The organism is Micromonospora sp. NPDC005206, from assembly GCF_040608175.1.
GTDB lineage: Bacteria > Actinomycetota > Actinomycetes > Mycobacteriales > Micromonosporaceae > Micromonospora.
In genome coordinates, this window is record NZ_JBEXHU010000027.1 from 17,992 (window position 1) to 44,602 (window position 26,611).

Genomic DNA, 26,611 nt, shown 5'->3' on the forward strand with positions numbered 1-26,611 from the left:
GGCGGCCGTGCGGCGCACGATCAGAATGGTGCGGGTCCGCGGCCTGCCAACGACATCAACACCTGCGTGGCGAGTAGCTTGCGTATGCCGGTGACGACGACTGTCCCCATCCGATCGTAGGGCAGTTCCAATTGCAGCCCTTCGACTGCGTTGCGAAGGTCTGCCGTGATCTCGTCCGGACGGAATGTGCCCCCCCAGCCGTTGAGTCCTCCGCGCTGGTTGGTACTGAGGGAAGCCATGCCGGATATGCATGCGCCGTCGACCAGGATCAGCCTCGCAGGACCCGAGTAGGTCGTCGTCATAATCATCAACCCTTCAGGATGTAACGCCGTGCACCCCGGGTCCCGGCTGTCTGACAGTCATCAGGAGGCGAGGCGTCGAGTCCGACCACGGCGTGCTCCACCTGGACCGCGACCGTACGTGCCTCAACCGTCAGGGCGGCGGCGATGCGGAATTCGGCTCGTTAGCGATAAGGGTCGATGTCCGTGTCTGTCTGGTTCATGAGCCAGAGGCGCGCCTTGGGCGAGCTGACAGTCGGCCTGGGCAGACTAGCGCCCGAGGTCCGAATCGATCCAGAGAAGAGAACACGGGGGCAATGCTGAGCGGGCTCCACACCGAGATGGCCGGACTTCTGCCGATCAGACGATCTTCGCGATGCCGTGGTGAACGCATGAAACGCCGAACGGCGGCCCGCTGAACCAGTCGGGCCGCCGTTCGCAGAGTGTGGATCAAAGCGGGCGGATGTTCTCCGCCTGCAGGCCCTTCTGGCCTTGGGTGATGTCGAACTCCACCTTCTGATTCTCGTCGAGGCTGCGGAAGCCGCTCGCCGAGATCGCGGAGAAGTGGGCGAAGACGTCGGCGCCGCCGTCGTCCGGGCTGATGAAGCCGAAGCCCTTGTCGGCGTTGAACCACTTCACGGTACCTGTAGTCATGTCTGCTCCTTCGCAGGCTGTTAGAGACCGCACTGCGCGGACCCTTACGCCGCCGCGTTGATCACCCGCGTCGAAACGACACGAAAAGCGCCTGGATGGGTTTCAGATGCCCCATCAGGCGCCGGAAGACGTCTACGGAAATCAAAACTGCAACTCGGGCACCGTAGCACATGATCCGTCGTCGATCCCATGGCGGTGAGTGGACCTGGTCACTCGTCTGCTTGCCACGCCGCGTGGACGGCACGTTGACCGGGTTCACGATGGGCTAGTCGTCGTCCCCACCGCGCGCGGGCGCGGTTGGGGTGTGGTCCGGCGTCGACAAGCCGTTATCCGTGGGGTGGCCGGCCGCCGAGGTAGCGGCCCTGCTCGCGGGTTCGTGCCTGCATCGCCATAGTGGTGCGGAAGCGGGCGCGTCGCACCTCCCGCTTGGCCTGTGCCCCGAGCAGCATCAACAGCGCCTGGTGAGTGACGTCCTGAAAGTCGATCGGCTCGTCCGTCTCGGGCAGCCACAGTTGCACGCCGTGCCGCTGCAACAGCGCGGCCACGTGCGTGGCCTGGCTGCCGGAGAACGCACGGGCGTACTCGCCGACCACGATCGAAGCCACGGTCAGGGTCGGTCACTGCGGCGAGTAGTGCGGCGGCTTGGGGTCGGTCGACCCACGACAGTTCGCGGGTGTGGCCGACGTCGAAGAACTGCGCCACGATCCGTCCCCTGCCAGCGACAAGTTCGGTGGCGACGTCGAGTTGCCACCGCCGCGAGGACACCGGGTCCTGATAGTTCCTGCGTCGAGACGCGTCCGTAGAACGCGAACCGCAGCCCGGCCGGCGCCCGGCTCCCACGTCGGCGAACCTGCGGCGTCTTGCCCTCGACCCACGCCGCGAGCAGATCCTTCTCACCGTGGTTCGGCACGGTTGCCCCGTCGATCATCGACTGTCCGGGCGCAGTCGCTCCCGGGTGTGCATGAGAGCGAAGCCGAGCAGGTTGAGCCCCCTCCACTGGCCTGGGTCGGCGGCGCCGGGGTCGTCGGCGGCGAGCCCGATGCCCCAGATCCGGTCGACCGGGCTGGCCTCGACCAGGATCCGGTCGCCGGTGCCGACCAGGTAGTCCCGCAGATCACCGTGCTGCCCGACCTTGGCGACGCTGCCGTCGACCACGATGGCGTACCGGTTGGCCTCCCAGATGGTTTGGTCGAAGCCTCGGATACCTTCCGCCCCAGTGTCTTGGCCCGATGCGGATGCGACGCGGCCAGCACTTCCTCCGCGATGGTCGTGTCGCCGAACAGCATGGCTTTGGCCCACATCATGTAGTGCTCGTCGGTGCCGAACTCGCGCCCGCCGATGGAGAACGGGGCCGGCCACCACTGGCTCAGGCAACCGGCGCCGACCCCTCCGCGCCGCGGCCGTTGGTTTTCCCCAGAAGTGCAGGAACTTCACCCGCTGGCCGGAGGCAATAAGGTCGGCCAGCTCAGCAACGGTACGCGGATACGCGGCCGTCATTCTCCCGGACCAGCCCACCGGGTCGCAGCCGATATTCCAGCGACGGCGACCGGCTGCCCAGCACCGTCACGGATGCTGAAGGTGACGCCTACCGAGGTGGTCACCGACGCCGCGCCGGTCTACCCCGCCGTGCTCGACGACCTGATCTCCTCGGCCTGGCACCATGTCGAGCGGCACGCGAACAATCCGATCGAGGCCGATCACAGCCAGCTCAAGCACCGGTTACGACCCATGCGTGTGCTCCGAACCGACCAGACCGCACAAGTGATCATCGCCGGACACGCATTCATCCAGAACCTCCGCCGTGGACACTACGAACTCGGGCTCGACAGTCAGCCCAAGCTCCGAGTCGCTTCGGCGTTCAGTGAACTCGCCCGGGCCATCTGACGCGAACCCGACCCGGGCGTAACGCACCTCCCCATCAGATAATGCAACGGCGCCCTCCGGCCCACACCTCTGTTGCGCAGGCAACCACAACACACCACCAGACCAACACCGCATCCAGCAGCGCGACGACGGCGAATGCGCGCCGGTGATACAGGCCGATCCGGGGATGCCTTGCGCGCGACTGCTGTGATGAGGTGGCTGCGACTGGTGACCGGAGCCGGATGGGGTGTGAATGCGCTGGGCGACGGTGATCCTCGGGGCGGTGGTGGCCGGGGCGATTGGCTGGTGGGCGGCCGCTGGGCCGAACCACCAGGACAGCGACGTCGCGGTCGGTGTCGCCGCCGCGATCGTCACGATCGTCGTCACTGCGCTGACGAAGTGGGCCAACCGCGACGGTCACCCCATCCCGGACCCCGACCAGCTCGCCGCCCGCGACACCGGACCGTTGCCGCCCGGCGCGGCCGGAACCGACCCGCCGCAGATGGTGATCGGCGATTTGCCCGGGCAGGCGGTCGCCTGGCAAGACCGGGTCGAGCTGCTGGACCGGTTGACGGTGATGGCCGGGCACGGCCGGACTGTCGTGGTCTGCGCGGTGACCGGGCAGCGCGGCATCGGCAAAACGCAGCTTGCCGCCGCATACGCCCGCGCCCGCGTCGCCGAAGGCTGGCCCGTGGTGGTGTGGGTCGTCGCCGACACCCCCGCCAACCTGGTCACCGGCCTGGACGCACTCGGCGCCCAAGCAGGAGTCCGCCAACCCGACACCGACCCCGTCGACGCCGCCCGCGCCGCCCTGGCGTGGCTGCGCGCGCATTCCGGCCCCTGTCTGCTGGTCTACGACAACGCCGTCGACCCGGACCTCATCCGCGCCTGGACCCCACCGGTCGGTGCTGTGCATACCGTGGTCACCACCACCCGCCACGACTTCGGCAACCTCGGCGAACCCGTCGACGTCACCCTGTTCACCCCGACCGAAGCCGTCACCTACCTACGTGCCCGAACCGGACTCACCGACGACACCGGCGCGGGTGAGGTCGCCGAACAGCTTGGCTGGCTGCCCCTCGCCCTCGCGCAGGCCGGCGCGGTCATCGGCCCGCGCCGCCGCTACCGCAGCTACCGCGCCTACCTGGACCGGCTCGCCACCATGTCCGTCACCGACATGCTGCCACGCCCCAGCGGCGACCCCTACCCGCACGGCGCCGCCGAGGCGATCCTGCTCGCCCTGGACGACCTCGCCGCCAATGACCCCGACGGACACGCCCGCAACCTGCTCGATCACCTCGCCGTGCTGGCCCCCACCGGCGTCGACCCCGCCATGCTCGCCCACCTCACCGACGACGACACCGCCGCGGTCGTCCTCGCCGAACGGTCGCTGACCATCCCCACCGTCGACACCGACCGCACCGTGGTCCACCGGCTCGTGCAGCGCGTCGTCCGTGACCACAACCAGCACCTCGGCCGACTCGACACGCTGCTGAGCGACACCGTCGACCGGCTCGACGCCGCCGCACAGCAGACTGGCGAGCAATGGGCGACCCGTACCCTCATCGCCGACTACGTTCAACACGCCCAGACCCTCGCTACGCACCCCACCGACGAATCCACCACACGACGGTTGCTCACCCTGCGGATATGGATGCAGTACTGGCTGGGCCGGGTCCACAGTGTCAGTGCCGCGCTCACTCACGGCGCGGCCCTCGTCGAAGACTGCGAGCGGGTCCTCGGCCCGGACCATCCCGAAACCCTGGAATCGCGCAATGACCTGGCCTTGGCCTACCAGGCGGTGGGGCGGCTGGACGAGGCGATCGACCTGTACCAGCGCACCCTCGCCGACCGCGAGCGGGTCCTCGGCCCGGACCACCCCGACACCCTGGCCTCGCGCAACACCCTCGGCGGCGCCTACCGGTTGGTGGGGCGGCTGGACGAGTCGATCGACCTGGTGCAGCGCACCCTCGCCGACCGCGAGCGGGTCCTCGGTCCGGACCACCGCGCCACCCTGGCCTCGCGCAACGACGTGGCCAATGCGTACTGGATGGTGGGGCGGCTGGGCGAGTCGATCGACCTGGTGCAGCGCACCCTCGCCGACCGCGAGCGGGTCCTCGGCTCGGACCATCCCGAGACCCTGGCCTCGCGGAACGTCCTGGCCTCTTCCTATCAGATGGTGGGGCGGCTGGACGAGGCAATCGACCTGCAGCAGCGCACCCTCGCCGACCGCGAGCGGATCCTCGGCTCGGACCATCCCGACGCCCTGGTCTCGCGCAACGACCTGGCCTTGGCCTACCAGGCGGTGGGGCGGCTGGACGAGGCGGTCGAACTTTGCCAGCGCACCCTCTCCGACTGCGAGCGGGTCCTCGGCCCGGACCACCCCCACACCCTTGGCTCCCGCAACGACCTGGCCTACGCCTACCAGGCGGTGGGGCGACTGGACGAGGCGATCGACCTGCACCAGCGCACCCTCGTCGACCGCGAGCGGGTCCTCGGCCCGGACCATCCCGACACCCTGACCTCGCGCAACAACCTCGCCGGCGCCTACCAGACGGTGGGGCGACTGGACGAGGCGATCGACCTGCACCAGCGCACCCTCGCCGACCGCGAGCGGATCCTCGGCCCGGACCACCCCGAGACCCTGGCGTCGCGCAACAACCTCGCAGGCGCCTGCGAGACGGTGGGGCGGCTGGACGAGGCGATCGACCCGCACGATCAACCGGCTGCACAGCAGTGAAGCACAGCAGCCAGAGGCACCGAGCCGGACCCGTTCGGACCCGCGCAACCCTTCTGACCTCGGACGGGACCTCACCGGACCACCGGGCCGACAGTTCGCATCGAAGGGGTCTGATCCGTTGTGCCCCCGTCGCGCTGGGAGAAATCCGGGAGATGATCTTGTAAATGACCGTTCCCGGCACCGATGCAGACCAACGGTCACTAACGCTTTGACCTGCATATCTGCACTCAGCCGAAGGGCACGGAAGCGACTTGACCTTGTTCGGGACGAAGGGGTTGCAAGTTCGGTGCGGGTCTCGCAGATCGGCCGCCCGACCGCTGGGGGAGTACAGCAGCGGAGTACAGCAGCCGACCGCTCCACAGGGTTCCGTACCGTGCCGAGAGAACCTGTCTGACCTGGGCTGGGGAGCGGTCGGGACGGCTTGCGCGTCTCTGGGGGTCAGGGGGTCGTCGGTTCAAATCCGGCCGTTCCGACGCAGCTCAGAGGGCACATCTGATCGACGGACGTGCCCTCTCGTCGTAGCTGGGTGACTAATTGAGTGACAACGCCTCAGGGTCGAAGATCCGGTCCATGGCGATCGCACCGCTCAGGAGCACCAGCCGGAGTTGGTGCCGGTAGACGCTCTCGGTGACGGTCGTGCCGGAGTGGCCGCAAAGGTCGGCGATCTGTTCGATGCTGACGCCGCTGTCCGACAGCAGGGACACGAAGGGGATTCCTTGGCGAGACCACACCACTGTGTTGCGAGGCTGCGCGGTTCGAGGTGCTGGCAACCGGCGAGGAAGTGCCTCGAAGAGATGATCTTGTTGTGCCGTTCAGGTGCGAGGCCTGTGGACGCTGGGCGGTCAGGTAGGCCGCAGTCGAGGGGTCTTCCCGGTTGCAGGCGTCCCACAGCCCCACCAGAGGCGTCCTACTGGTCGGGGCCGTAGAGGCCGAAATGCAGCGCTGGGTCAGCCGGATCCCAGGTGTTCGTGAACTGTGACCGTGCACCCATCTCGGCAACCCGACTGAGAAGGTTGTTGCCCAACGCCAGCCGGGCCGGCTCCCAGCCGGCCAGCGCGCGGGGAATGTCGGGCTCAGCAGAGAGCGCGTCCGCGAGCGCCCAGGCGTCGGCGGCCGCCTTGGCGGTGCCGGCCGCTGCGTGGGGTCGCGCGGCGAACGCAGCGTCGCCGATCAAGGCCACGCGTCCGAAAGCCATCTTGCGCACCGCGATGTCGAGAACGATCTGGATGTACGGCTGGGCGGTCCGGGTCACCAGCTCGGCTGCCGCGGGTGGCAGCAGCTCCAAGGCGTCGGAACGCATCCGGTCGACGTACCGCTGCTGCACCTGTCCCGGGTGCACCGAGACGGGGGCGGTGAAGCCGCGCTGGTCGGTGACCATCTCGTCCAGTTCCGGGCCCTCGGGGACGTTGCGGTACCAGACGTAGTTGAGCTGCCGGTCCCCTCGGGAGAGGCTGCCGTTGCTGTCGGGGATTGGGTACATGCAGATGTGCGAGGCGTCGATGACGGCGTAGGTCGTCGCCTTGTGGATGAGGTCGGCCGTCTCGACCGACACTGTGCGCTCGGGCACGGTTCCACGCCAGCCGATGTAGCCCGAGTAGCGCGGCTGGAACTGCGGCTGAAGCCGCCGGCGCCCGATCGACGAGATTCCGTCGGCGAACACCACGAGTTCTGCACTCTCGGTCCGGCCGCTGGTGAAGCGGATGTTCACGCCGTCGTCGTCCTGACTGACTCCGACGGCGTACTCGCCGAGGTGGTAGTGGTCGGTGCCGAAGTCGTCCAGCAGCACGCGGTACATCGTTGTCCAGGAGCTGAATCGCCAGGCGGCGGGCTCCTCATGCACGATCTTGTTTCCTACGCCCAGGTAGCGCGTCACCGACGAGCCGATGCTGATGTCGTCGACGCCGAAGCCGTGAGGTCGTTCGACGATCCAGCGGACGGTGTCGGGCTGGAGGACGATGCCGCCGCCTCGGCCGTCGAGGTACGTCGGGGTTCGCTCGAAGACGTCGACCTCGAAGCCCTGCTCGCGCAGCAGCAGGGCCGCGGTGAGTCCGGCGAACGAGCCGCCGACGACGACCGCGCGGCGCGCCTCAGTCATGGTCGTACCTCTCGCTGTTGTCGAGTGCGGGTCCGTACGGGTGGTGCTCGAGGTTGACGACGATGGCGTCCTGGGTGGTGCGCGCGACGATCATCCGCACCGGCTCGGCGCCGCTGGCGTTCTCCTCCCAGTGCACGACGTGGGGCTTGATGTAGACGAAGTCGCCTGGGTGCGCCTCCCGCATTTCGTCGAGGGTGTCGCCGACCCACCAGCGACCCACCCCGCTGAGCACGTAGAGCGCGGTCTCGGACTGGCCGTGGTGGTGGACACCGGTCTTGCTGCCCGGGGGGAGCACCGAGAGCCCCATCCACAGTTCCTGGGACCCGAGGCGGCGGGCGGAGACGGCCTCGAAGCGCTTCAGGCCGGACGTCTGGGGTGTCTCGTCGGATAGGTCGTCGGCGCGGATGATGTGCACGTCGGCCTCGCGGGACGTCCCGGGCGGCTCGGCCTCGGACAGGTGGTGGTCGTTCATGGCGCCTACTGTGGCCTCCGCTGGCCCCGTTCGGACATGTGTCGCCGCACAGGTATAGCGCGGAGTCGGGTGTCGTGGCACAGTCACGCCATGCAGACGAGCGGTGCCCTGCACCTGCGCCCCTGGCTCGAGGCGATCGCGACCATCGCCACCGTGATCAATCGACCGGTTTCGCTACCAGAGGTGCTCGACCTCGTGTCCGAGACGGCGGCCCGCCTGCTTGGCTACGATTTCTGCGCCGTCTTGATCGTCGACGAGGACGGCAATTCGCTGGCCATCACCGGCACTTACGGCCTCTCGTCGAGCTACATCCAGCAGGTCAACGCCGACCATCCGGTGATGCTGGACCCGGACGACGAGCTGCAGGCTCCCTCCAGCAAAGCGTTCCTCACCGGTAGGTCGGTGCAGGTGGTTGATACCCTGGCCGACGCGACCTTCCTCCCGTGGGGTGGGGTGGCGCGCCAGCAGGGCTACCGCTCGTTGATCTCGGTCCCCGTTGTGTCGTCGGGCGTGCCCGTCGGGACGCTCAACTGCTACAAGCGGGTTCCCCACGAGTACGGCGCCGACGAGCGGGATCTGCTCTCTCTGCTCGCCGACCAGGCCGGCGTCGCGATCGAGACGACCAGGCTGCGCGATCGCGAGGCCGCGACCATCGCCGAGCTGCTCGCGGCCAACACCGCTCTCGCCGAGCAGCACGAGTTGCTGCGTCGCGGGGAGGCGGTGCATGAGCAGTTCACCCAGGTCGCGCTCCGGGGCGGTGGCGTTGCGGGGGTCGCGGCGGCGCTGACCGAGGTGCTGGGTACGTCGGTCGTGGTGACCGAGGAACCGTCTGGGGCCGAGCTGGCCGCGGTGAAGCGTGACGAGAAGCCTCTCGTCACACAGGACACGGAGGCGCACTCGACGCCGGTGATGCTCGGCCTGGACACGGTCGCTCGGATCTGGGTCCCCCGGTCCGTGCTGCCGCTGCCCGCCATCGACGTCCGCGCGCTCGAGCACGCCGCCACGGTCTGCGCCCTCGAGGTGCTGCGGGCCCGCGCGGCACTCGAGGTCGAGTGGCGCCTGTCCGGCGAGGTGGTCACGGACCTGCTCACCGGGAACCCAGCGGGGTTGGTGACGGCCGCCGAGCGGGCGGGCCGGCTCGGTCTCGACCTGACGAACCCGCATGCCGTGATCGTGGTCCACGGCGGCACGCAGCGTGCCGGGTCCGCCCGCGTCCTGTCGGTCGCGAGGTCGCTGGTGGCCACCGCTCAGCCCCGTGCGTTGGTCAGCGCGATCGCGGACGACGTCGTGTTGCTGTTGCCGGCGAAGGACCAGGCCGACGCCTTGGACCGCGCCGGTCAGCTCCAACGGCAGCTGCGCCGTATCGGCGTCGGGGCGGACACCGGGGTGGCAGTCTCGCCGCTCTGCACGACGCTCGCCGACTACCCCGCGGCCTACCGACGTGCCCGCGGTGCGGCGACGATCGCCCAGCTCCGTGGGCAGGCCGACACGGTCGCGAGCTTCGAGTCGCTGGGCGTGCACGGGCTGCTGCTGCAGCTCGAGGACGTCTCGGAGCTACGTCGCTTCGCCGCCGAGACGCTCGCCCCGATCCGCGCCCACGACGCTACGCGCGGGACTGCTCTCGAGCAGACGCTGCGCGCCTACGTCGCCCACGACCTCAACACCGCTGCCACTGCCACCACGCTGTTCGTGCACCCCAACACGGTCGGCCTGCGCATCCGCAAGGCCGAGCAGCTGCTGGGGGTGTCCACCGCGCACGTGCGGTCCCTCGCCGAACTCCAGATCGCGCTGAGTGCCGACGAGGTGGCCGACGCGCTCGGGACCCGTGGTCAGGACGGCGGCACGGCACGTGGCTGAGCACCGCTCGGGAGCACGAGCAACGGCACCAGCCACAGCATGGCGACGACGACCAGTGTCCAGGAGGCGTGCCCGTGGTCGGCTGCCCACCCCATGACCGGGGTCGCCGTGACGACGAGACCGAACGCGGCCGTGTTCATCATCCCGACGGCAGCCGCCGGTCGCTGCGGGTAGCGCGCCTGGGCGGCGCCGACCACGCTCGCGAACGGCAGTCCGCTGAACAGCCCGAGCACCACCACGGCCAGGACCGCGACCACCGGCGCGGTCGGTCGGGACAGCGCCATGGTGGCGGCCGAGCACGCGATCAGTGCGAGGACACAGATCGTCCGGCTGTGGGTGGGCCACATCGCCGCGACGTGGCCGCCGAGAGGCCGGCTCACCACGGAGAGGCCGAGCACGCCCGATCCGATCACGGCGGCCGCCGTGGACTCGAACGACCAGATGTCGACGAGCAACGTGGTGGCCCATGACGAGAGTACGAGGCCCACTCCGAGCGTGACGGCGTGGACGGCGGCGAGGCGGAACAGCTCACCGTCGCGCAACAGCGTCGACGGTGGTGATCCGGCGGTGTGGACGCCATGCGTGGGCGTCGCTCGGCGGGCTCCGTCCGGCGGTTGCCGCGCCGCCAATACCAGCGCGAGGGCCGTCACAGCAGCTGTCGTGACCCAGGGAGCCCGCCAGTCCAGCACGAGCTCGGCGAACGGCACCACGAGCACGGCCGCTCCCGACGCGGCGAGCGCCACGCCACCGAAGATCCCCATGCCCCACGATCCGCGGCCGCTGCTGCGCGCCAGCTCGGCTCCGGAGACGAAGCAGACGGCGAATCCCGTCCCGGAGGCGATCCTGGCCGCCACCGCCAGCCAGGGCAGGGGGGCCAGCAGGGCCAGCAGGTGCGCGGCGACGACGAGGGACAGCCCGGCGACCGCCGCCGTTCGCACGCCGAGGCGGTCGACCAGGATCCCGCCGGGGAACTGGAGGGCGGCATAGGGCGCGGCCAGCGCGGCGGTGAGCAGGCCGACCCAGAGAAGGTCAGCGCCGTAGGCGGCCGCCATGGTGCTCGCTGCGGCGCCCGCGGCCGTCATCGCCCAGCCGGCCGAACCGCCGAGCAGGCAGGCAAGAAGGAGCGTCGGAGCGGGGGGCGCCGCCGTGGTCGTCACTTCAGGTGTTCTGCGGGAAGCCGAGCTGTACTCCGCCGCTCGGCGCGCCCCACCGCGACGTGACCACCTTGGCGCGGGTGAAGAACCGCACCCCCTCGGCACCGTGGGCGTGCGTGTCGCCGAACAGTGAGTTCTTCCAGCCGCCGAAGGAGTGGTGCGCCACCGGCACCGGCACCGGCACGTTGATCCCGACCATGCCGACCTGCACCTCGTTTTGGAACCGCCGGGCGGCCGGCCCGCTGGAGGTGAACAGGGCGGTGCCGTTGCCATAGGGGTTGGCGTTGATCAGGCGAAGCGCCTCGTCGAAGGATTCCGTTCGTACGACTGCGAGAACCGGGCCGAACACCTCGTCGCGGTAGACCGACATCTCGGGTGTGACATGGTCGACCAGCGTCGGCCCCAGCCAGAAGCCTGACGCCTCGCCATCCACGTCCCAGTCGCGGCCGTCGACGACGAGCTTGCCGCCCTCCGCCTCCGCCGCCTCGACGTACGAGGCAACCCGATCGCGGTGCTCGCGCGTCACGAGTGGCCCCATGTCGACGTCGCGGCGTCCGGACCCGACCGACAGGGCACGTGTCCGGTCGGCGATTCGGGTCACCAGGTCGTCCGCTACCGGTCCCACCGCGACGACAACGCTGATCGCCATGCACCGCTCGCCGGCCGAGCCGTAGCCCGCGCTGACGGCGGCGTCCGCAGCGGCGTCGAGGTCGGCGTCGGGGAGCACGACCATGTGGTTCTTGGCGCCGCCGAGGGCCTGCACGCGTTTGCCCGACACGGCCGCGGTCTCGTAGACGTGCCGCGCGACGTGCGTCGATCCCACGAACGACACCGCCTCGATCGCGGGATGTCTGAGCAGCGCGTCGACCGCTTCGGCGTCGCCCTGCACGACGTTGAACACACCGGCCGGCAGGCCTGCCTCCTCCCACAGCCGCGCCAGCCAGATTGAGGCCGACGGGGTCTTTTCGCTGGGCTTGAGCACGACGGTGTTGCCCGCCGCGATGGCCACCGGCACGAACCACAGGGGCACCATGGCCGGGAAGTTGAACGGGTTGATCACGGCGACCGGTCCCAACGGCTGGCGTACGGTCGACACGTCGACACCGGTGGCGGCGTTCTCACTCACGGCGCCGTGCAGCAGCTGGGCGATCCCGCAGGCGACTTCGACGACCTCCTGGCCGCGGCTGACCTCTGCGACGGCGTCCGCCATCACCTTGCCGTGCTCGTCGGTGATCAGCTCGGCCAGCTCCGTCTTGCGTGTGTTCAGCAGCTCGCGGAAACCGAACAGTGTCTGGGTGCGGCGGGCTAACGACGTGTCGCGCCACGCCGGGAACGCCGCGACGGCGGCGTCGACCACGCGGGCCACGTCGTGCGTGGACGCCAGTGCCACCGCGGCGGTCACCGCTCCGGTCGCTGGGTTGGTGACCGAGGCGGTACGGGTGCTCGCACCCGCGAATTCTCGCCCCATCCAGTGGTTCACACGCGCCACGTCGCCGTTCATGTACTCGCTCCTCATGCGGGGACCCTCAGGATGGGAGGTCCGGCCGCGCGGTGTACTCACGCCGGACGTCATCCCGGCGTGCCGGGACTGACCGGCGGCGGCAGTGTCGGGCTGTCGGCCCGACTGTTGTTCTCGGTCAGCAGCCGCGCGAGCCTCAGCGCGACCTGGAGCTCGGTCCGTCGCTCCGTCAGCGGGCGGCCCAGCAGCTCTGCGGCCCTCTGAAGCCGGTTGCGCACGGTGTGCTCGTGCAGGTGGAGGTGCGCGGCGGTGGTCACATGGCTGCCCCACCGTTGGGACGCCTCGACGGTCTCGCGCAACCGCGCGGCCAAGTCGTCGTCGGCACCGAGCTGTCCGAGTTCGGCGTGGACGAACGCACGGGCCTTGACCGGGTCGGCCATCAACAGGATCTCGAGGCTGACGTCGGGGTGGCCCAGCACCCTGGGGCTGCCCGCCGCACCCCACGCCGTGCGTACCCGTTGCACGTCCTGCACCTGGAGCCAGCCGGCCCGCACGCCCTGTACGCCGACGTGCGGGTCGCTGACCGACGCTTCGACGCCGAGGCCGCGGAGGCAGTCGGTCAGGTTGGCGATCCTCGCGGCGCGCCATCCCGGTGGCCGGGGGTGTGCCAGCCACACCACCGTGTTGGTGAGGTCGACCGCATGGACGAGGGTGTCGCGGGTGTGGCACGCCTTGCGCAGCGCGTTGAGGATCTGGCGCGCAGCGCCTTCGGGCATCGCCGGCAGCAGCACGGTGATGTGGCTGGCGTCGAGGGGATAGTCGAGCAGCACCAGGTCCGACGGTGGGAGTGGCGTGGAGTCCTCGCGCAGCAGATGCTGGACGAGGCCGTTGCGTACGTGCTCGCGCGAGCGGCTCAGCGCCTCGTCGGCCCGGGCGAAGCTGTCCGCGACCTGCGATGCCACCTGGTGCTGGTAGCCGAGCAGCAGCGCGGTCATGCTGCGTAGTGCCTCGAGGCTCTCTGCGCGCGGGACGTCGTTGCGGTCGGCCCGCTCGACCAGCCGGTCGCACCACTCGTGCCACATGGTCAGGAAGCCCACACGGTAGGACCGCTGCAGCGCCGTCTGCGGCAACCTGAGCCGGGCCTGCATGCGGGCCAGGGCGAACGGCTCGGCGAGCGTCACCTCAGTGAGGTGGATCCGCCCCGCGATGACCTGGCGGAGATGGCGGAGGTTCTCGACCACGCTGGCCCGTAGCCGGGTCACGAACTCGTCGTTGTCGCGCAACGTGTCGAACGCCGCCGCGAGGTCCGCCTCGACGACCTGGTCCGCCAGGGCCACCAGATCCACGCCGTCGGAGGCCTCGCGTGCCCACGTCGGCAGGCGCACGTCAGCGTCTGGACGCGGTCGTGGGGCTGGTGTGGGCGTAGTCACCTGGTGGAGCGAGGCGGAGGTCATGAGGCCACGGTGCCGCCGCCCGCGGATCCGTGCCGATGTGTCGCTCACCACACTGTCGCCTCAGAAATGGGTGGCCCCACATGGTGGCGCGTCGCGTGACGCGGCGAGGCTGTGGCGCATGGGTGGTGCCGAACCTACCGCCCCCGCTCGAGGAGGACATGCCATGTCACCAGCGACGGCCGGGCCCTGTGGGCACCGGGTGTCAGCGGGCCACCCGCTGGGTGGTCGACCGCTGCACGAGGCTGGTGGCGAACAGACGCTCGCGCCCGGCGCCGATGTCGCCGCCGTGCTCGATGCGCTCCACGAGCAGTCGGGCGGCCGTCCGTGCCATCTCCGACAGGGGCTGGCGGACCGTGGTCAGCTGGAACACCTCCCAGGCTGCCATCGGAACGTCGTCGAAGCCGAGCACCGAAACGTCGCCCGGCACGTCCAGGCCAAGCGACTTCGCGGCGTCGATGGCGCCGAACGCGATCACGTCGTTGCCGCAGATCAGCGCGGTCGGGGGAGTGGCCAGCCGGAGCAGCTCTCGGGCGTTCTGGTAGCCGCACTGGTGCGAGTACGGTCCTTCGCGGACGAGACGCTCGTCGAGTGCGATCCCGGCGTCGACGATGCCGGCGTGCCTGTCTCTGCTCGTCGAGGTGTTGGCGGGGCCACGGATGACGCCGATGGTGCGGTGGCCGAAGTCCAGCAGATGGCGAGCGGCGGCGCGTCCGCCCTGGTAGTTGTCCGCAATGACGCGGTCGACGTCCATCGCGTCGACGTACCGGTTGAGAAGCACGACCGGCAGGTCCCGCCCGGCGAGGGCCTGGCCGAGCCGCGAGTCGAGGGTGGCCGTCGTGACCAGGACGCCGTCGATCGACCGGTTGAGCAGGTTGACCAGGGCCTCCTGCCCGGTCGGGATGTCGGTGCGCTCGGCGAACAGCACGACCCGGTAGCCCATAATCTGCAGCTCGTCGTGTACCGGCGTGAGCAGCGTCGGGAAGAACGGGTTGGTCAGGTCGGCGACGACAACACCGATGGTGCGTGTGCGCTGTGGCGTCGGGGGAGCCACCCACGATGGGCGGTAACCCAGCCGCTCGGCGGTCTCCTCGATGAGGCGGCGGGTGTCCTCCCGCACCCGGGGGTCGCCCCGCAGGGCGCGCGAGACCGTCGACTGGGAGACGCCGGCGGCCTGCGCCACGGTCGAGCTGTTCGTCGCCGGGCGCGCGCGTCGCCGTCGTCCCGGACCGTCGCCCGTCGTGCCCGGATTCACGCTCACAAGCCGTCTCACTTTCTTCTCGTGTCCAGGCACCGGCCCTCGATGCGGGCAGAAATGCATAATCTATGCACAACGAAGATAGGCGACCATCTCGTTGCTGTCAACTTCCTAGAACCCCGTGTACGTCCGGAAATATCGGCACGCAGGCGTGAACCCGGCGGCCGATGAGCGCATGGTCGAGAACAGGAGCATGCATAAGTTTCCGAGAAATGCTTGACTTGCAAGATTAGTCACGGCAGTGTCAGGCGCCACATCCCCACCACTTCACCCCCACCCCCCAACCACCACCAGGCCCGTCGTAGCGCGACGCCCCTTGATCGCACCCTCGGACCGGTCGAACGACTCTGAGAGGCACGATATGAGCACTGCACGCATCTTCCGTCCCCACCGCTGGCGCCTGGTAGCCGCCGCCAGCGTCATTGCCCTGCTGGTCTCCGGCTGTGGGTCGCGTCCAGGCGCCGCCAAGGGCGGCGAGGCAAAGGACGCCGGCGGCGTCGTCAACATGGTGATGGCTCCCGACCCGGTCTGGAAGTGGATGGAGAGCCAAGGCATCAAGCAGCAGATGGAGGAGGAGGCGGGGATCCAGGTCCTCACCTCGTCCTCTTGGGACGAGTACGGGGTGTACGCCGGCGGCCACGCGGACGTCGTCTCAGCCGCGTCGTACGAGGTACCCGACCTGGAAAAGCAGACCGGCGAGAAGACAACAATCTTCGGCAAGTTCAATTCCGACAGAAGCATCCTGGCCGTGTCGGCAAAGAGCAACGCCCAGACCATCTGCGACCTCAAGGGCAAGAAGATCGTGACGCACAGCGCCGTCTCGATCACGATCATGTGGGGCGTCTACGCCCGCAAGTTCTGCAACCTCGACCTGCGCGCCGGGGGCGGCGACTTCGAGCTCGTCGTGACCGACCCGCAGAACGCCGCCGGCCTCATCGAGCGTGGTGACGCCGACGCCGGTCTGCTGCTGCCCGACTTCTCGATTCCGCAGCTGTCCAGCGGCGCGATCAAGCCGCTCTACGACTCCAAGTCGGTCTCGCAGATCTACGCCGAGAAGTTCTCCTCCGACCCGCAGAACGTCACCCACCCCCAGAACAATGTCTTCGTCGCTCGTAAGGCCTGGGTCGAGAAGAACCCCGAGGAGGCGGCCTTCCTGGTCAAGATCTGGGACCGCGGCGTGCAGGAGTGGGCCAAGAACCGCGACGCGATCGTCAAGGCCTACCCCGAGGACTTCGCCGCCGAGACGCCCGAGGAGAAGGCGTTCATCCAGGACTGGCTGGCCAACAAGTACGACTGGTTCGTCGACACGACCTACCTCGACCAGGCGTGGGTCGACAGCGAGACCAAGCTGTTCGAACTGATGAAGGAGACCGGCTACGTCGACAAGAACACGCCGGCCCCCGACTTCACCATCCTCCCGAAGTCCTGAACCTCGAGTCCCGACGCATCCAGCAGGCCCGGTGTGGCCGGGTGAGTGGGCCCGGTAGGGCCGAGTGAAGGAGAGATGATGACGGATCAGCTGGTGGGCGCGGCTCCGGCCGCGCCCCCCGCGGACCCCGACGACCGCGAGGCGAGCGCCCGCAGGATCGCCCGGCTGCGGCGCTGGCGGCGCACCGGCCTGCTCGTCATGGGCTGGATCGCGATGTTCCTGCTATGGGAGTTCGGCTCTTGGTGGTACGGATCGCGGCTGCTGCCCCGCCCGCACGAGGTCATCCAAGCGGCGGTCGAGATCGTCGAGAACGGCAACTTCGTCACCGACTTCTCGGCGAGCGTGCTGAAGACCTTCGCCGGTTTCGGGGTCGCCGCCGCCGTCGGGGCGCCGGTCGGCTATCTGATGGGCCGGTACAACTACTGGCGGGCGTTCTTCCACGATGGCGTGACCATCGCCGGCACGATCCCCGCGATCGTCTACGCGGTCATGTCGCTGATCGTGTTCGGCCTGTCGAACTTCGGGCCGATCCTCGCGGTCGCGCTCGTGTCCGCGCCCTACGTCGCGCTCAACGTCGCCGAGGGCATCCGAGGCGTCGACAAGTCCCTGGTCACCATGAGCGAGGCATTCGGGCGGGCCCCGCACCAGATCCGCCGGGAGGTGCTGCTCCCGACGATCGTGCCGTTCGTGTTCGCCGCGATCCGGATGTGCTTCGCGGTGGCCTGGAAGGTCGAGGCGCTGACCGAAGTGTTCGGAGGCCGCAACGGTGTCGGCTTCCAGATCCGCACCGAGTACCAGCTCTACGACATCGCTGCCGTGCTCGCGTGGACGTCCCTGTTCATCGTGTTCATGCTCCTCATTGAGCGCCTGGTCCTGTTCAAGGCCGAGGCACGGCTCCTCGCATGGCGTCCGGAGGAAAGGAGTTCCGCCTTATGAGCACCACGTTCCAGGCCACCGTCAACCGGCGCCGCTCGACCAGCGAGATCGAGCAGAGCACGCCGACCTGGCGCAAGCGGCTCACCTCCGACGGGGCCGCCCGGGTCGCCGCGCTGCTGTCCTTCTTCCTGTTCTGGGTCCTGATGTCGCTGCTCTTCGGCCGCGTCCCGGGCCCGGTCGAGGTGGTGCAGCGGCTCGGCGAGGAGTTCTCCCGCGGCGAGGTCTTCGGCAACTTCGGCTCGACGCTCTACCGCTTCGGCGTCGGGTTGCTGCTCGCGACCGTCGTGGGCATCGCGATCGGTGTGCTGATGGGCCTCTCCTCGCTGTCCCGGGCGTTCTTCGAGAGCCCGGTCCTGGTCGGCCTGTCGATCCCGGCGATCATCTGGTCGTTTCTCACGGTGATGTGGTTCGGCTTCGGCGACATGAGCCCGATCATCACGACGTTTCTGACCTCGGTGCCGTTCGTGGTCGTCAACGTCGCCCAAGGCGTGCGGGGCGTCTCCCGCGACCTGCGCGACATGTCGTCGACGTACAACGTGCCGGTCACCCGCCGCATCCGCGACCTCGTCCTCCCAGCCGTCACCGGGTACATCGCGGCCGGCGTGCGCTTCGCGATCATCATCGGCTGGAACGGCGTCCTGCTCGCCGAATGGTTCGGCGGCGGCGGGGGCGTCGGCTACCGTGCCCGCTTCTGGTACGACGCCAACCGGTTCGGCGGGTTCGCCGCCTGGGTCGTGCTGTTCGTCGGCTTCATCGTGCTGCTCGACCGGCTCGTGCTCGACCGCGCGATCAAGCGCGCCTTCCGCTGGCGGGATGGCTGATGACCCCGTCCGCCCCCATCCTGCACACCCCCAGCCCTAGGGAGCTCTCGTGGCAGTCCTGACCGTCAAGAACCTCGCCAAGACCTTCAACCTGGGCACTCCCCGGGCGAGCCGGGTCCTTGACGACATCTCCTTCGAGGTGAGCGGCCAGACATTCGTTTCGATCGTCGGGCCGTCGGGCTGCGGCAAGAGCACGTTGCTCAACATCATCTCGGGTGTGGAGGAGCACACCTCCGGCGAGATCAGCCTGACCAGTGACGATGGCGGCCCGGCCCGTATGGGCTACGTCTTCCAGGACCCGCGGCTGCTTCCCTGGCGCAGCGTCATGCGAAACATGATGTACGTCCAGAACGACCGGAGCGAGGCCACCGTGGCCAGGGCCAAGCGGTACCTCGAGATGGTGGGCCTGGCGAAGAACGCCAACTTCTATCCCGGTCAGCTGTCCGGCGGCATGCAGCAGCGCGTCGGCATCGCCCGTGCCTTCGCGGTCGAGCCCGACCTGCTGCTGATGGACGAACCGTTCAGCCACCTCGACGCGATCACCGCCCGAGGGCTTCGCGCGCAGCTACAGGACATCTGGGCCCAGTCGAAGAAGACCGTGGTCTTCGTGACCCACGACGTCGTCGAGGCCGTCGAGCTGTCCGACCGGATCATCGTGCTCCAGCCCGGCGGCCGGATCTACGAGGACATCACCATCGATCTGCCCCGCCCGCGCCGGCAGACCGACCCCACGGTGGCCACGCTCCAGGCCGAGGTGCTCGCGCGTCTCGAGGCCATGAAGGAAATGAGCCCCACTGCCGAGCCCGTGGCCTGACCGCACCCGCCCAGTACAGGAGCACCATGAGCACCCACCTGAAGTCCCCCACCGGCGGCGTGCCCGCCGCCCACGGCAACGACGACGTCTCCGTCGTCGTCCGCGAGGTGATCAAGGACGTTCGCGCGAACGGCGACGAGGCCGTACGCCGTTACTCCGAGAAGTTCGACAACTGGTCGCCCGAGTCGTTCAGGCTCGGGCCGGAGCAGATCGAGGAGCTCGTCGCGTCACTGACGTCCGAGGTCGTCGACGACATCCGAACCGTGCAGGCCAACGTCCGCGACTTCGCCCAACGCCAGCGCGACACCCTGCAGGACCTGGAGGTGGAGACCCAGCCGGGCGTGTTCCTGGGCCAGAAGCACCTGCCGATCGTCGCGGCCGGTGCCTACGTGCCCGGGGGCCGCTACCCGCTGACCGCCTCGGCGCACATGACCGTCGTGACGGCGAAGGTCGCCGGGGTCGAGCGAGTCACTGCCTGCACCCCGCCGCTGCGCGGAAAGATCCCAGCGGCGACTGTGGCCGCCCTGCACCTGGCCGGCGCGGACGAGATCTTCCTGCTCGGCGGTGTCCAGGCGGTCGCCGCGATGGCCATCGGCACCGAGTCGATCGGCAAGGTCGACCTGATCGCCGGCCCCGGCAACGCGTACGTCGCCGAGGCGAAGCGGCAGCTGTTCGGTGAGGTTGGCATCGACCTGTTCGCCGGACCGACCGAGATCCTCGTCGTGGCCGACGATGCGGCCGATCCGTTCGTGGTGGCCGTCGACCTGCTCAGCCAGGCCGAGCACGGGCCGGACTCCCCGGCGGTGCTCATCACCACCTCAGAGGCACTCGCCCGAGCGGTCATGGTCCACGTCGACGAGATCCTTCCGGGCATGTCGACCAACGACATGGCCGGCCCCGCGTGGCGCGACCACGGGGAGGTGCACGTCGTCGAAAACCTCGACGCGGCGTACGCGCTCGCCGACACCTACGCCAGCGAGCACGTGCAAATCCTGACCCGCAACCCGCGCGAGGCCCTGGACAAGATGCGGCACTACGGCGCGCTCTTCCTCGGCGAGGGCACCTGCGTGTCATATGGCGACAAGGTGATCGGCACCAACCACGTGCTGCCCACCCGCGGTGCCGCCCGCTACACCGGCGGGCTGTGGGTCGGGAAGTACCTGCGCACGGTGACGTACCAGGAGGTCACCGATCCCGCCGCCAGCGCCCGGCTCGGCGAGCTGTGCGGCCGCGCCGCACGCGTGGAGCTCTTCGAGGGTCACGCCCGCTCCGGCGACGTCCGGGCCGCGAAGTACGCCGGCGCGCAGCTGCCCTGGGCGCCCACGCCCGTCGGCTGAGTCCGCTTTCGCCCCACGTCCCAACGAATAGAAGGTCATCCATGCCCAGCGGATCCCACCGAACCGTCGACATCCACGCCCACGTCATCCTCCCCGACTGCCAGCCGCTCGTGGAGGGGCTGATGGCGCCGGAGATGGAGCCGTTCAGCTACTACGGCGGCGACGAGACCAACGCCTACCAGCTCGAGCACGTCCGCGAGATCATGCCGCAGGCAACCGACCCGCAGACACGGATCGCCGACATGGACCGGATGGGCATCGACGTCCAGGCCATCTCGGTGGCCCCGGCCGGCTACTTCTACTGGGCCGACCCGGAGCTCGCCCGTGAGCTCGCCCGGATGCAGAACGAGAACCTCGCCAAGATCGTCGGCGACCACCCCGATCGGTTCGTCGGGTTGGCCACCGTACCGATGCAGGACGTGCGATCGGCGGTCGAGGAACTCGAGCGGTGCGTCACGGAGTACGACTTCCGGGGCGTCGAGATCAACACCAACGTCATGGGAATGGATCTCGACGACCGCCGGTTCCGGCCGTTCTTCGCCAAGGCGGAGGAGCTCGACGTCGTCGTGATGCTGCACCCCAACGGGTTCACGGGCGGCGAACGGTTCCGGAAGTACTACCTGACCAACGTCATCGGCAACCCGCTCGACACCACGCTCGCGCTGACCCGGATCATCCATGGCGGGGTCCTCGAGGAACACCCCAACCTCAAGCTGGTCGCCGTGCACGGCGGCGGCTACCTGCCGTTCTACTCCTCCCGAATGGACCACGCCTACGAGTTGCGGCCCGAAGGCCGGCACCACATCTCACGACCGCCGAGCACCTACCTCAAGCAGATCTACGTCGACTGCCTGGTGTTCGACGCGCCGCACCTGGAGTTCCTGGTCCAGCAGATGGGGGCCGATCACGTCGTCATCGGCACCGACTATCCGTTCGACATGGGCCACTACGACCCGCTCGGCCAGATTGACGAGACCCGCGGGCTCAGCGACGACGACCGGGAGGCCATCCGCGGTCGGACGGCAGCGCGGCTGCTGAAGCTCACCGACTGATCCGCCGACCGGGGCGCGCGCCGTCAGACCAAACCGGCGGCCGCGATCCCGGCCAGCACGCACGCCTCGTCCACGTCCGAGACGTCGCCACTTGCGCCGACGGCTCCCAGCAGGGAGCCGTCGGCGTCGCGTACCAGAACACCTCCCGCCGCGGGCGCCAGCCGACCGCCGGTCACTGCGGCGAGCGAGGCGAAGAACGTCGGCTGCCGCTCCGCCCGCTGGGCGATCTCCCGCGACGACATGCCCATACCGAGCGCGCCGAAGGCCTTGGCGGTCGCGATCTCGACGCGCAGGATGCCCGCGCCGTCCTCGCGCTTCACCACGACCACATGGCCGCCCGGGTCGAGCACCGCCACCGCGAGCGGCGCCGCCCTGACCACGCGGGCGTGTCGCAGCGTCCCGGCGGCAACCGCCTCCGCCTGCGCCAAGGTCATCTCGCTCAACCCCGCACCTCCGCCTCGACGACCTCCAGCAGCGCGGCCGCGTCGGCATCGGCCCACCCGGCGTCCACCGCCTTCGTGTACAGCGGCAGTGTCGCGTCGAGCACCGGCGTGGCGACGCCGACCGACGCGGCCAGCTCCTGCACCAATGAAACGTCCTTGACGAACATCGACACCCGCGCGGTCGCCGGCCGGTAGGCACGCTCGACCATGAGCGACCCGCGCTTGTCGAAGATGACCGACCCGCCCGCCCCCTCGCGGACCGTCTCGAAGAGGACCGCCGGGTCGAGGCCCGCGGCCACGCCGAGCGCGAACGCCTCCGCCGTCGACGCGTTGTGGATCGACACCAGCAGGTTGGCGACCAGCTTCATCGTGATGCCGTGGCCGAAGGGCCCGACGAACCGCACTGACCGCGCGAACGCTGTCATCACCGGACGGGCCTTCTCGAACGCCGCCTCGTCGCCGCTGCCGAGCACCACCAGGTCGCGGTCGCGGGCCTGCGCGCCGGTACCGCTGAGCGGGCAGTCGAGCAGCGGTACGCCGACCGCGGCGAGCAGATCGCGGCACTCCTGCTTCACGGCCAGCGACAGCGTCGACGTCTCGACGACGACGAGGTCGGCCGGCTCCGCGGCGGCGAGGCCCCGGCACACCTCCAGCGCCGCCGCGGCGGACGGAAGCGAGGTGACCACGACCGCCGACTCGCGCGCGAGGGCGGCGAGGTCGCGGGCCGGGCGGCCGCCGCGGGCGACCAGTTCGTCGACCGCGGGCCGGGCCAGGTCGGTGCCGGTCACGTCGAAGCCGGCGGTCAGCAGGTGGCCGGACATCGCCGACCCCATGATCCCGAGGCCGACCACGCCGACCGTCGTCACGTCCGTCTGGGCTGTCGTCATCCGGCCACCCTAGGGCGAGCCGGTGTGAACAGGGGTGTCAGCAAACGTCAGTGCCGGGCCGCCGGACTGCTGGGCGACAGGTGTCCCAGGCTCAGGGGCGGCGCAGCACGAGGTCGCAGGCGATGCGGACCTCGGGGCGGTCGAGCCGGAGCCCCGAAATCGCGGCTATCCGGTCGAGCCGGTGCCGGACGGTGGTGACGTGCACGCCGAGCTCACGGGCCGTCGCCGAGGCGCTGCCGCACGCTGCGAGGAACGCGCGCAGAGTGCGCTCCAGCTCGCCGCCTTCTGGCCCGGTGCCGCGGTCGGCCGCGCGCAGCCGATCGATCCCCGACAGCCGGACACCCGCCGGCAGCGCGGCAACCACGTCCGCGACGAGCACCACGGCGTCGACGTCTGCGTACGCGACGAACGACCCGTCGTCGCCTGCCACGACTGTCGCGGCCGTCGCCTCGGCACGCAGCCGCGGCAGGACGGCGAGGCCGGCGCCGACCGAGCTCGCCGCGACCCTCATGGTGCGCAGCGGGCCGTCGCCGGCGAGCCTCAACACCTCCTGGCCGAGCCGCGCGGCCGTCTTCTCGGACTCTTCGGCGCGCAGGGCCACCAGGGCGAGCCCGCCGTCGCCGCGGGGGGTCACCACCCAGCGGCGGTGGAACGAGTCAAGACAGAGCCGCAGGTGCTCCAGCAGGCGCGTCCTCCCGGCCTCCCCGTCCTCCGTCCGTGCCCGCGCCTGTGCCGGACCGGCGACGGACAGGACCACGAAGCGCCCGTCCCGGTCGAAGCCGAGCCGGTCGGCAGCTGCAGGTGCCCCGGGCAGTCCGTCGAGCAGCGCGGAGGCGAGCCGCGACCGGTGCGCCTCCTCGGCGTCGAGCCGCTCAAGGTGCCGCAGCAGGGCGGGCGTCTCCTCGTCGACGGCGCGGCGGAAGATGCGGGCCGCCCCGTCGCCGAGCGGCCGCTCGCCCTCCGCGACCCAGGCGAACCCCAGCAGGCGGTCTCCGGCCCGGAACGCCGTGATCAGCCGGCGGTGCGCCTTCCGCGGGCCGTCGGACAGGTCGACGACGTCCGCGGTGCCGCGGAGCCGGTCGAGGCTTCCGGTCCGGGTCAGATGCTCGAGCCACACACCCGGGATCCTGCGGCCGAGGATCGCCTCGGCGCGGCCACGGTCCATCGGGCCGACGAAAGCGGAGTAACCGACCACTCGGAACGACGGGTCCTCCAGGATGACCGGCCCGCCCACCACCTCGGCGATCCGGTCCGCGATGTCGAACGGCGACGCGGTGGTCCCGGGCCGGGGCGGTGTCGGGGCTGCCGAACCGGGGCGCCGGAGCGCTTCATCGATCGGTGCGTTCATGACCGTAAATCTACTCCGATTGGAGCGTCCGTGCCGCGCGCGGCCGCCCTAGAGTTCCGACACCCAGCCACCCCGGTCAGCGGGGCCGGCCCGACGGAAGGGAGCGTCGACGTGCAGCTCGTCGACCTGTCACAGGACATCTACCAGGGCATGCAGGTCTATCCCGGCCACCTCAAGACCGTGGTGTTCGACCACGCGTTGCACGAAGAGACGGCGCTGCGCTTCGTGGGCGGCTTCTCGTTCCAGACCAAGGGCATCATCTTCAACGACAACGGCCCGACCCACGTCGACTCGTTCTCCCACCTCGACCCCGACCCGTCGGCCCAGACCATCGACCAGATGTCGCTCGACCTGTTCTACGGCGCGGCGGTCTGCCTCGACGTCTCGCACGTCGGCGCCGGCCAGGACATCACCGCCGAGCACCTCGACGCGGCGCAGGACGCCGTCGACGTGACCGTCGAGCGCGGCGACATCCTGCTGCTGCACACCGGGACGCACGGCCGGTACGCCGGGCAGCCGCAGTACCTCACCGAATTCCCCGGTCTCGGGGAGACCGGCAGCGAATGGATCGTCGAGCACGGGGTGAAGACGTTCGGCGTGGACAGCCCGACACCCGACAACCCGACCAGCAAGTCCTACCCGTGCCACATGATGTGCCGCCGCCACCACATCACCCACTACGAGAACCTCACCAACCTCGACCAGCTGATCGGCAAGCGGTTCACGTTCATCGGCTTCCCGCTCAAGGTGCTCGGCGCCCACGGCGGCCCGACCCGCGCGGTCGCCCTGCTCGACGGTCCGGCGTGACCACCGTCGACGGGCCCGCCTTCCCGGGAGACCGGGTGGCGGGCCGTACCGCCGTCGTGACCGGTGCCGGCAGCGGGCTTGGCCGTGCGATCACGCTCGCTCTCGCGGCCCGCGGCGCCCGCGTGGTCGCGGTCGGGCGCAACCGGGAGCGGCTCGATGCAGTGGCGGCCGAGGCCAAGGCGATGCCCGGGAGCGTCCGGGTCACGGCGGCCGACGTGTCCGACCCGGCGAGCGTTGCCGCGCTCGCCGAGGAGGTGGCCGACGAGACGGTGGAGATCCTGGTCAACAACGCCGGCGTCCCTGGCCCCGTCGCGCCGCTGGTCGACATCGAGCCCGACGAGTGGGACGACGTCTTCGCGACCAACGTCCGCGGCATCTACCTGATGTGCCGGGCGTTCCTCCCGGCGATGGTCGAGCGGGGCGTCGGCGATGTGATCAACCTCGCGTCGGTGAGCGGCAAGCGCCCGCTGACCCGCCGCACGCCGTACACCGCTTCCAAAATGGCGGTGATCGGGCTGACCGCGACACTCGCGTACGAAGTGGGCCCGGCAGGCGTCTCGGTGAACTGCCTGTCGCCGGGTCCGGTCCAGGGGCCGCGGATGACCCGCAACTTCAACCTGGAGGCCGAGCGCACCGGGACGACGTACGAGGAGGCCGAGGAGGCGTTCGTGTCGCGGGCAGCGCTGCACCGGATGCTCACCGAGGACGAGGTGGCCGCGGCCGTCGTCGCGATGCTGCACATGCCCGGCCTCTGCGCGGCCGACATCGACCTGTCCGCGGGGATGGTGGCGCGCTAAGCCCCGTCCCGCTCCTGGGTGAGCAGGTAGTCGAGCACGACGGCGTGTGACGACGCGAGGTGGGCGCGGGTGAGCTCGGCGGCAGCCCGCGCTTCCTGCGCCTTCACCGCGTCGAGGATCTGCCGGTGCTCCTCCTGCAGGTGCCCGGCCTGGCCGACCACGTCGAGGTGGAAATAGATGTAGCGGTCGGTGAGCCGCCGCAGCTGCTCGACCATCGCGATCATGCGCGGCCGTCCGGCCAGCGTGTAGACCTCCGCGTGGAAAGCCGCGTTGGTCTCCACCCAGGTGCCCGGCCAGATGGCCGGGTCATCCATCACCGCGAGCAGATGGGTCATCCGCGTGATGCCGGCCCGGCCCACCCGCGGGACGGCGAGCCGGGTGGCGACGGGTTCGACCGCCTCACGCAGCTCGTAGAGTTCCTGCAGGTCGTCGATGGACAGCGGGGTCACCACCGCGGTGGCGCCGCGTAGCTCGACGAGCCCTTCGCTGGCGAGCTGCTGGAGGGCGTCGCGGACCGGGATGCGGCTAACGCCGTACTCCTCGGCCAGGCCGGCCTGCGACAGCGCGGTCCCCGGCCGGAGCTGTCCGCTGGACACACGCTCGCGCAGGCTACCCGCCACTCGCGCGGCGGCCGACTCGGTGGACACCCGAGCAGTCTG

General features: G+C 69.8%; 24 protein-coding genes and 2 pseudogenes. 11 read left to right on the top strand and 15 right to left on the bottom strand.

Features of this window, described 5'->3' with window-relative positions; genetic code table 11:
- Nucleotides 1–20: 20 nt before the first annotated feature.
- From ABZU69_RS31910 to ABZU69_RS31925, 4 genes and pseudogenes are all read right to left on the bottom strand, one after another.
- A complete protein-coding gene (locus ABZU69_RS31910) occupies nt 21–302 on the bottom strand; it encodes a hypothetical protein (protein WP_354968014.1) in 282 nt (93 codons plus the stop codon).
- Between the two features lie 426 nt (nt 303–728).
- The gene (locus ABZU69_RS31915) at nt 729–932 is read right to left on the bottom strand and encodes a cold-shock protein (protein WP_250799179.1); all 204 of its coding nucleotides are present in this window, start codon (nt 930–932) and stop codon (nt 729–731) included.
- 326 nt (nt 933–1,258) lie between these two features.
- Nucleotides 1,259–1,537, bottom strand: a complete 279-nt coding sequence (locus ABZU69_RS31920; protein WP_354968015.1) for a hypothetical protein — start codon at nt 1,535–1,537, stop codon at nt 1,259–1,261.
- Nucleotides 1,538–1,856: 319 nt separating this feature from the next.
- Nucleotides 1,857–2,429, bottom strand: a pseudogene (locus tag ABZU69_RS31925) (NADAR family protein).
- A gap of 72 nt (nt 2,430–2,501) precedes the next feature.
- On the opposite strand from ABZU69_RS31925, the gene ABZU69_RS31930 reads away from it, so the two are divergent.
- Nucleotides 2,502–2,816 carry a DDE-type integrase/transposase/recombinase gene (locus ABZU69_RS31930; RefSeq protein ID WP_354968016.1) on the top strand — a complete coding sequence of 105 codons (315 nt, stop codon included), beginning with the start codon at nt 2,502–2,504 and terminating at the stop codon, nt 2,814–2,816.
- Nucleotides 2,817–3,048: 232 nt separating this feature from the next.
- Complete coding sequence (locus tag ABZU69_RS31935) at nt 3,049–5,535, top strand: tetratricopeptide repeat protein (protein ID WP_354968017.1); 2,487 nt, start codon at nt 3,049–3,051, stop codon at nt 5,533–5,535.
- 530 nt (nt 5,536–6,065) lie between these two features.
- Here the strand turns inward: ABZU69_RS31935 and ABZU69_RS31940 are convergent.
- The 3 genes and pseudogenes from ABZU69_RS31940 to ABZU69_RS31950 all read right to left on the bottom strand — a co-directional run.
- Nucleotides 6,066–6,242 (bottom strand): annotated as a pseudogene (locus tag ABZU69_RS31940) (site-specific integrase); the annotation flags it as partial.
- Between the two features lie 200 nt (nt 6,243–6,442).
- Nucleotides 6,443–7,630, bottom strand: coding sequence for an FAD-dependent monooxygenase (locus ABZU69_RS31945; protein ID WP_354968018.1), 1,188 nt, complete (start codon nt 7,628–7,630; stop codon nt 6,443–6,445).
- Complete coding sequence (locus tag ABZU69_RS31950) at nt 7,623–8,102, bottom strand: cupin domain-containing protein (protein WP_354968019.1); 480 nt, start codon at nt 8,100–8,102, stop codon at nt 7,623–7,625. Before ABZU69_RS31950 ends, ABZU69_RS31945 begins: the two co-directional genes overlap by 8 nt.
- A 36-nt stretch (nt 8,103–8,138) precedes the next feature.
- Between ABZU69_RS31950 and ABZU69_RS31955 the strand changes: the two genes are divergently transcribed.
- Entirely contained in the window at nt 8,139–9,959 is a 1,821-nt protein-coding gene (locus ABZU69_RS31955; RefSeq protein ID WP_354968020.1) for a GAF domain-containing protein, read from the top strand.
- Here the strand turns inward: ABZU69_RS31955 and ABZU69_RS31960 are convergent.
- The 4 genes from ABZU69_RS31960 to ABZU69_RS31975 all read right to left on the bottom strand — a co-directional run bounded on the left by ABZU69_RS31960 (nt 9,932) and on the right by ABZU69_RS31975 (nt 15,206).
- Nucleotides 9,932–11,116 (bottom strand): MFS transporter, encoded by a 1,185-nt coding sequence (locus ABZU69_RS31960; RefSeq protein WP_354968021.1) that lies wholly within the window; start codon nt 11,114–11,116, stop codon nt 9,932–9,934. The genes ABZU69_RS31955 and ABZU69_RS31960 overlap by 28 nt on opposite strands.
- Before the next feature lies 1 nt (nt 11,117).
- Nucleotides 11,118–12,602: a CoA-acylating methylmalonate-semialdehyde dehydrogenase gene (locus ABZU69_RS31965; RefSeq protein WP_354968061.1), complete on the bottom strand. Its 1,485-nt coding sequence runs from the start codon at nt 12,600–12,602 to the stop codon at nt 11,118–11,120.
- Nucleotides 12,603–12,682: 80 nt separating this feature from the next.
- On the bottom strand, nt 12,683–13,957 hold the full coding sequence (locus ABZU69_RS31970) for a helix-turn-helix domain-containing protein (RefSeq protein ID WP_354968022.1): 1,275 nt from the start codon (nt 13,955–13,957) through the stop codon (nt 12,683–12,685).
- Nucleotides 13,958–14,228: 271 nt separating this feature from the next.
- Nucleotides 14,229–15,206, bottom strand: coding sequence for a LacI family DNA-binding transcriptional regulator (locus ABZU69_RS31975; protein ID WP_354968023.1), 978 nt, complete (start codon nt 15,204–15,206; stop codon nt 14,229–14,231).
- Between the two features lie 436 nt (nt 15,207–15,642).
- On the opposite strand from ABZU69_RS31975, the gene ABZU69_RS31980 reads away from it, so the two are divergent.
- The 6 genes from ABZU69_RS31980 to ABZU69_RS32005 all read left to right on the top strand — a co-directional run bounded on the left by ABZU69_RS31980 (nt 15,643) and on the right by ABZU69_RS32005 (nt 21,670).
- Entirely contained in the window at nt 15,643–16,710 is a 1,068-nt protein-coding gene (locus ABZU69_RS31980; RefSeq protein WP_354968024.1) for a hypothetical protein, read from the top strand.
- A 78-nt stretch (nt 16,711–16,788) separates the two neighbouring features.
- Nucleotides 16,789–17,646, top strand: coding sequence for an ABC transporter permease subunit (locus tag ABZU69_RS31985; RefSeq protein WP_354968025.1), 858 nt, complete (start codon nt 16,789–16,791; stop codon nt 17,644–17,646).
- Entirely contained in the window at nt 17,643–18,467 is an 825-nt protein-coding gene (locus ABZU69_RS31990) for an ABC transporter permease subunit (RefSeq protein ID WP_354968026.1), read from the top strand. The genes ABZU69_RS31985 and ABZU69_RS31990 overlap by 4 nt, the downstream gene beginning before the upstream one ends.
- Nucleotides 18,468–18,516: 49 nt before the next feature.
- Complete coding sequence (locus tag ABZU69_RS31995; protein ID WP_354968027.1) at nt 18,517–19,281, top strand: ABC transporter ATP-binding protein; 765 nt, start codon at nt 18,517–18,519, stop codon at nt 19,279–19,281.
- Between the two features lie 26 nt (nt 19,282–19,307).
- Nucleotides 19,308–20,618, top strand: coding sequence for a histidinol dehydrogenase (gene hisD, locus ABZU69_RS32000; protein ID WP_354968028.1), 1,311 nt, complete (start codon nt 19,308–19,310; stop codon nt 20,616–20,618).
- A gap of 41 nt (nt 20,619–20,659) precedes the next feature.
- Nucleotides 20,660–21,670 carry an amidohydrolase family protein gene (locus tag ABZU69_RS32005; protein ID WP_354968029.1) on the top strand — a complete coding sequence of 337 codons (1,011 nt, stop codon included), beginning with the start codon at nt 20,660–20,662 and terminating at the stop codon, nt 21,668–21,670.
- A 23-nt stretch (nt 21,671–21,693) separates the two neighbouring features.
- Here the strand turns inward: ABZU69_RS32005 and ABZU69_RS32010 are convergent, their stop codons facing one another.
- The 3 genes from ABZU69_RS32010 to ABZU69_RS32020 all read right to left on the bottom strand — a co-directional run bounded on the left by ABZU69_RS32010 (nt 21,694) and on the right by ABZU69_RS32020 (nt 24,348).
- Nucleotides 21,694–22,104, bottom strand: coding sequence for a heme-binding protein (locus ABZU69_RS32010; RefSeq protein WP_354968062.1), 411 nt, complete (start codon nt 22,102–22,104; stop codon nt 21,694–21,696).
- 5 nt (nt 22,105–22,109) lie between these two features.
- On the bottom strand, nt 22,110–23,000 hold the full coding sequence (locus ABZU69_RS32015; protein ID WP_354968030.1) for an NAD(P)-dependent oxidoreductase: 891 nt from the start codon (nt 22,998–23,000) through the stop codon (nt 22,110–22,112).
- A gap of 91 nt (nt 23,001–23,091) precedes the next feature.
- Nucleotides 23,092–24,348, bottom strand: coding sequence for a helix-turn-helix domain-containing protein (locus tag ABZU69_RS32020; RefSeq protein ID WP_354968031.1), 1,257 nt, complete (start codon nt 24,346–24,348; stop codon nt 23,092–23,094).
- A gap of 111 nt (nt 24,349–24,459) precedes the next feature.
- Between ABZU69_RS32020 and ABZU69_RS32025 the strand changes: the two genes are divergently transcribed.
- Both ABZU69_RS32025 and ABZU69_RS32030 read left to right on the top strand, forming a co-directional pair.
- Nucleotides 24,460–25,155 (top strand): cyclase family protein, encoded by a 696-nt coding sequence (locus ABZU69_RS32025; protein WP_354968032.1) that lies wholly within the window; start codon nt 24,460–24,462, stop codon nt 25,153–25,155.
- Complete coding sequence (locus ABZU69_RS32030; RefSeq protein ID WP_354968033.1) at nt 25,152–25,952, top strand: SDR family NAD(P)-dependent oxidoreductase; 801 nt, start codon at nt 25,152–25,154, stop codon at nt 25,950–25,952. Before ABZU69_RS32025 ends, ABZU69_RS32030 begins: the two co-directional genes overlap by 4 nt.
- On the opposite strand, the gene ABZU69_RS32035 is transcribed toward ABZU69_RS32030, so the two are convergent.
- Nucleotides 25,949–26,599: a GntR family transcriptional regulator gene (locus ABZU69_RS32035; RefSeq protein WP_354968034.1), complete on the bottom strand. Its 651-nt coding sequence runs from the start codon at nt 26,597–26,599 to the stop codon at nt 25,949–25,951. The two genes, ABZU69_RS32030 and ABZU69_RS32035, sit on opposite strands and share 4 nt — an antisense overlap.
- Between the last annotated feature and the right edge of the window lie 12 nt (nt 26,600–26,611).

Bases quoted from the DNA above. Each gene is read 5' to 3' on its own strand.
- ABZU69_RS31910 (WP_354968014.1), bottom strand. From the start codon at position 302: ATGACGACGACCTACTCGGGTCCTGCGAGGCTGATCCTGGTCGACGGC.
- ABZU69_RS31915 (WP_250799179.1), bottom strand. From the start codon at position 932: ATGACTACAGGTACCGTGAAGTGGTTCAACGCCGACAAGGGCTTCGGC.
- ABZU69_RS31930 (WP_354968016.1), top strand. From the start codon at position 2,502: ATGCTGAAGGTGACGCCTACCGAGGTGGTCACCGACGCCGCGCCGGTC.
- ABZU69_RS31935 (WP_354968017.1), top strand. From the start codon at position 3,049: ATGCGCTGGGCGACGGTGATCCTCGGGGCGGTGGTGGCCGGGGCGATT.
- ABZU69_RS31945 (WP_354968018.1), bottom strand. From the start codon at position 7,630: ATGACTGAGGCGCGCCGCGCGGTCGTCGTCGGCGGCTCGTTCGCCGGA.
- ABZU69_RS31950 (WP_354968019.1), bottom strand. From the start codon at position 8,102: ATGAACGACCACCACCTGTCCGAGGCCGAGCCGCCCGGGACGTCCCGC.
- ABZU69_RS31955 (WP_354968020.1), top strand. From the start codon at position 8,139: ATGTGTCGCCGCACAGGTATAGCGCGGAGTCGGGTGTCGTGGCACAGT.
- ABZU69_RS31980 (WP_354968024.1), top strand. From the start codon at position 15,643: ATGAGCACTGCACGCATCTTCCGTCCCCACCGCTGGCGCCTGGTAGCC.
- ABZU69_RS31985 (WP_354968025.1), top strand. From the start codon at position 16,789: ATGACGGATCAGCTGGTGGGCGCGGCTCCGGCCGCGCCCCCCGCGGAC.
- ABZU69_RS31990 (WP_354968026.1), top strand. From the start codon at position 17,643: ATGAGCACCACGTTCCAGGCCACCGTCAACCGGCGCCGCTCGACCAGC.
- hisD (WP_354968028.1), top strand. From the start codon at position 19,308: ATGAGCACCCACCTGAAGTCCCCCACCGGCGGCGTGCCCGCCGCCCAC.
- ABZU69_RS32005 (WP_354968029.1), top strand. From the start codon at position 20,660: ATGCCCAGCGGATCCCACCGAACCGTCGACATCCACGCCCACGTCATC.
- ABZU69_RS32010 (WP_354968062.1), bottom strand. From the start codon at position 22,104: ATGACCTTGGCGCAGGCGGAGGCGGTTGCCGCCGGGACGCTGCGACAC.
- ABZU69_RS32015 (WP_354968030.1), bottom strand. From the start codon at position 23,000: ATGACGACAGCCCAGACGGACGTGACGACGGTCGGCGTGGTCGGCCTC.
- ABZU69_RS32020 (WP_354968031.1), bottom strand. From the start codon at position 24,348: ATGAACGCACCGATCGATGAAGCGCTCCGGCGCCCCGGTTCGGCAGCC.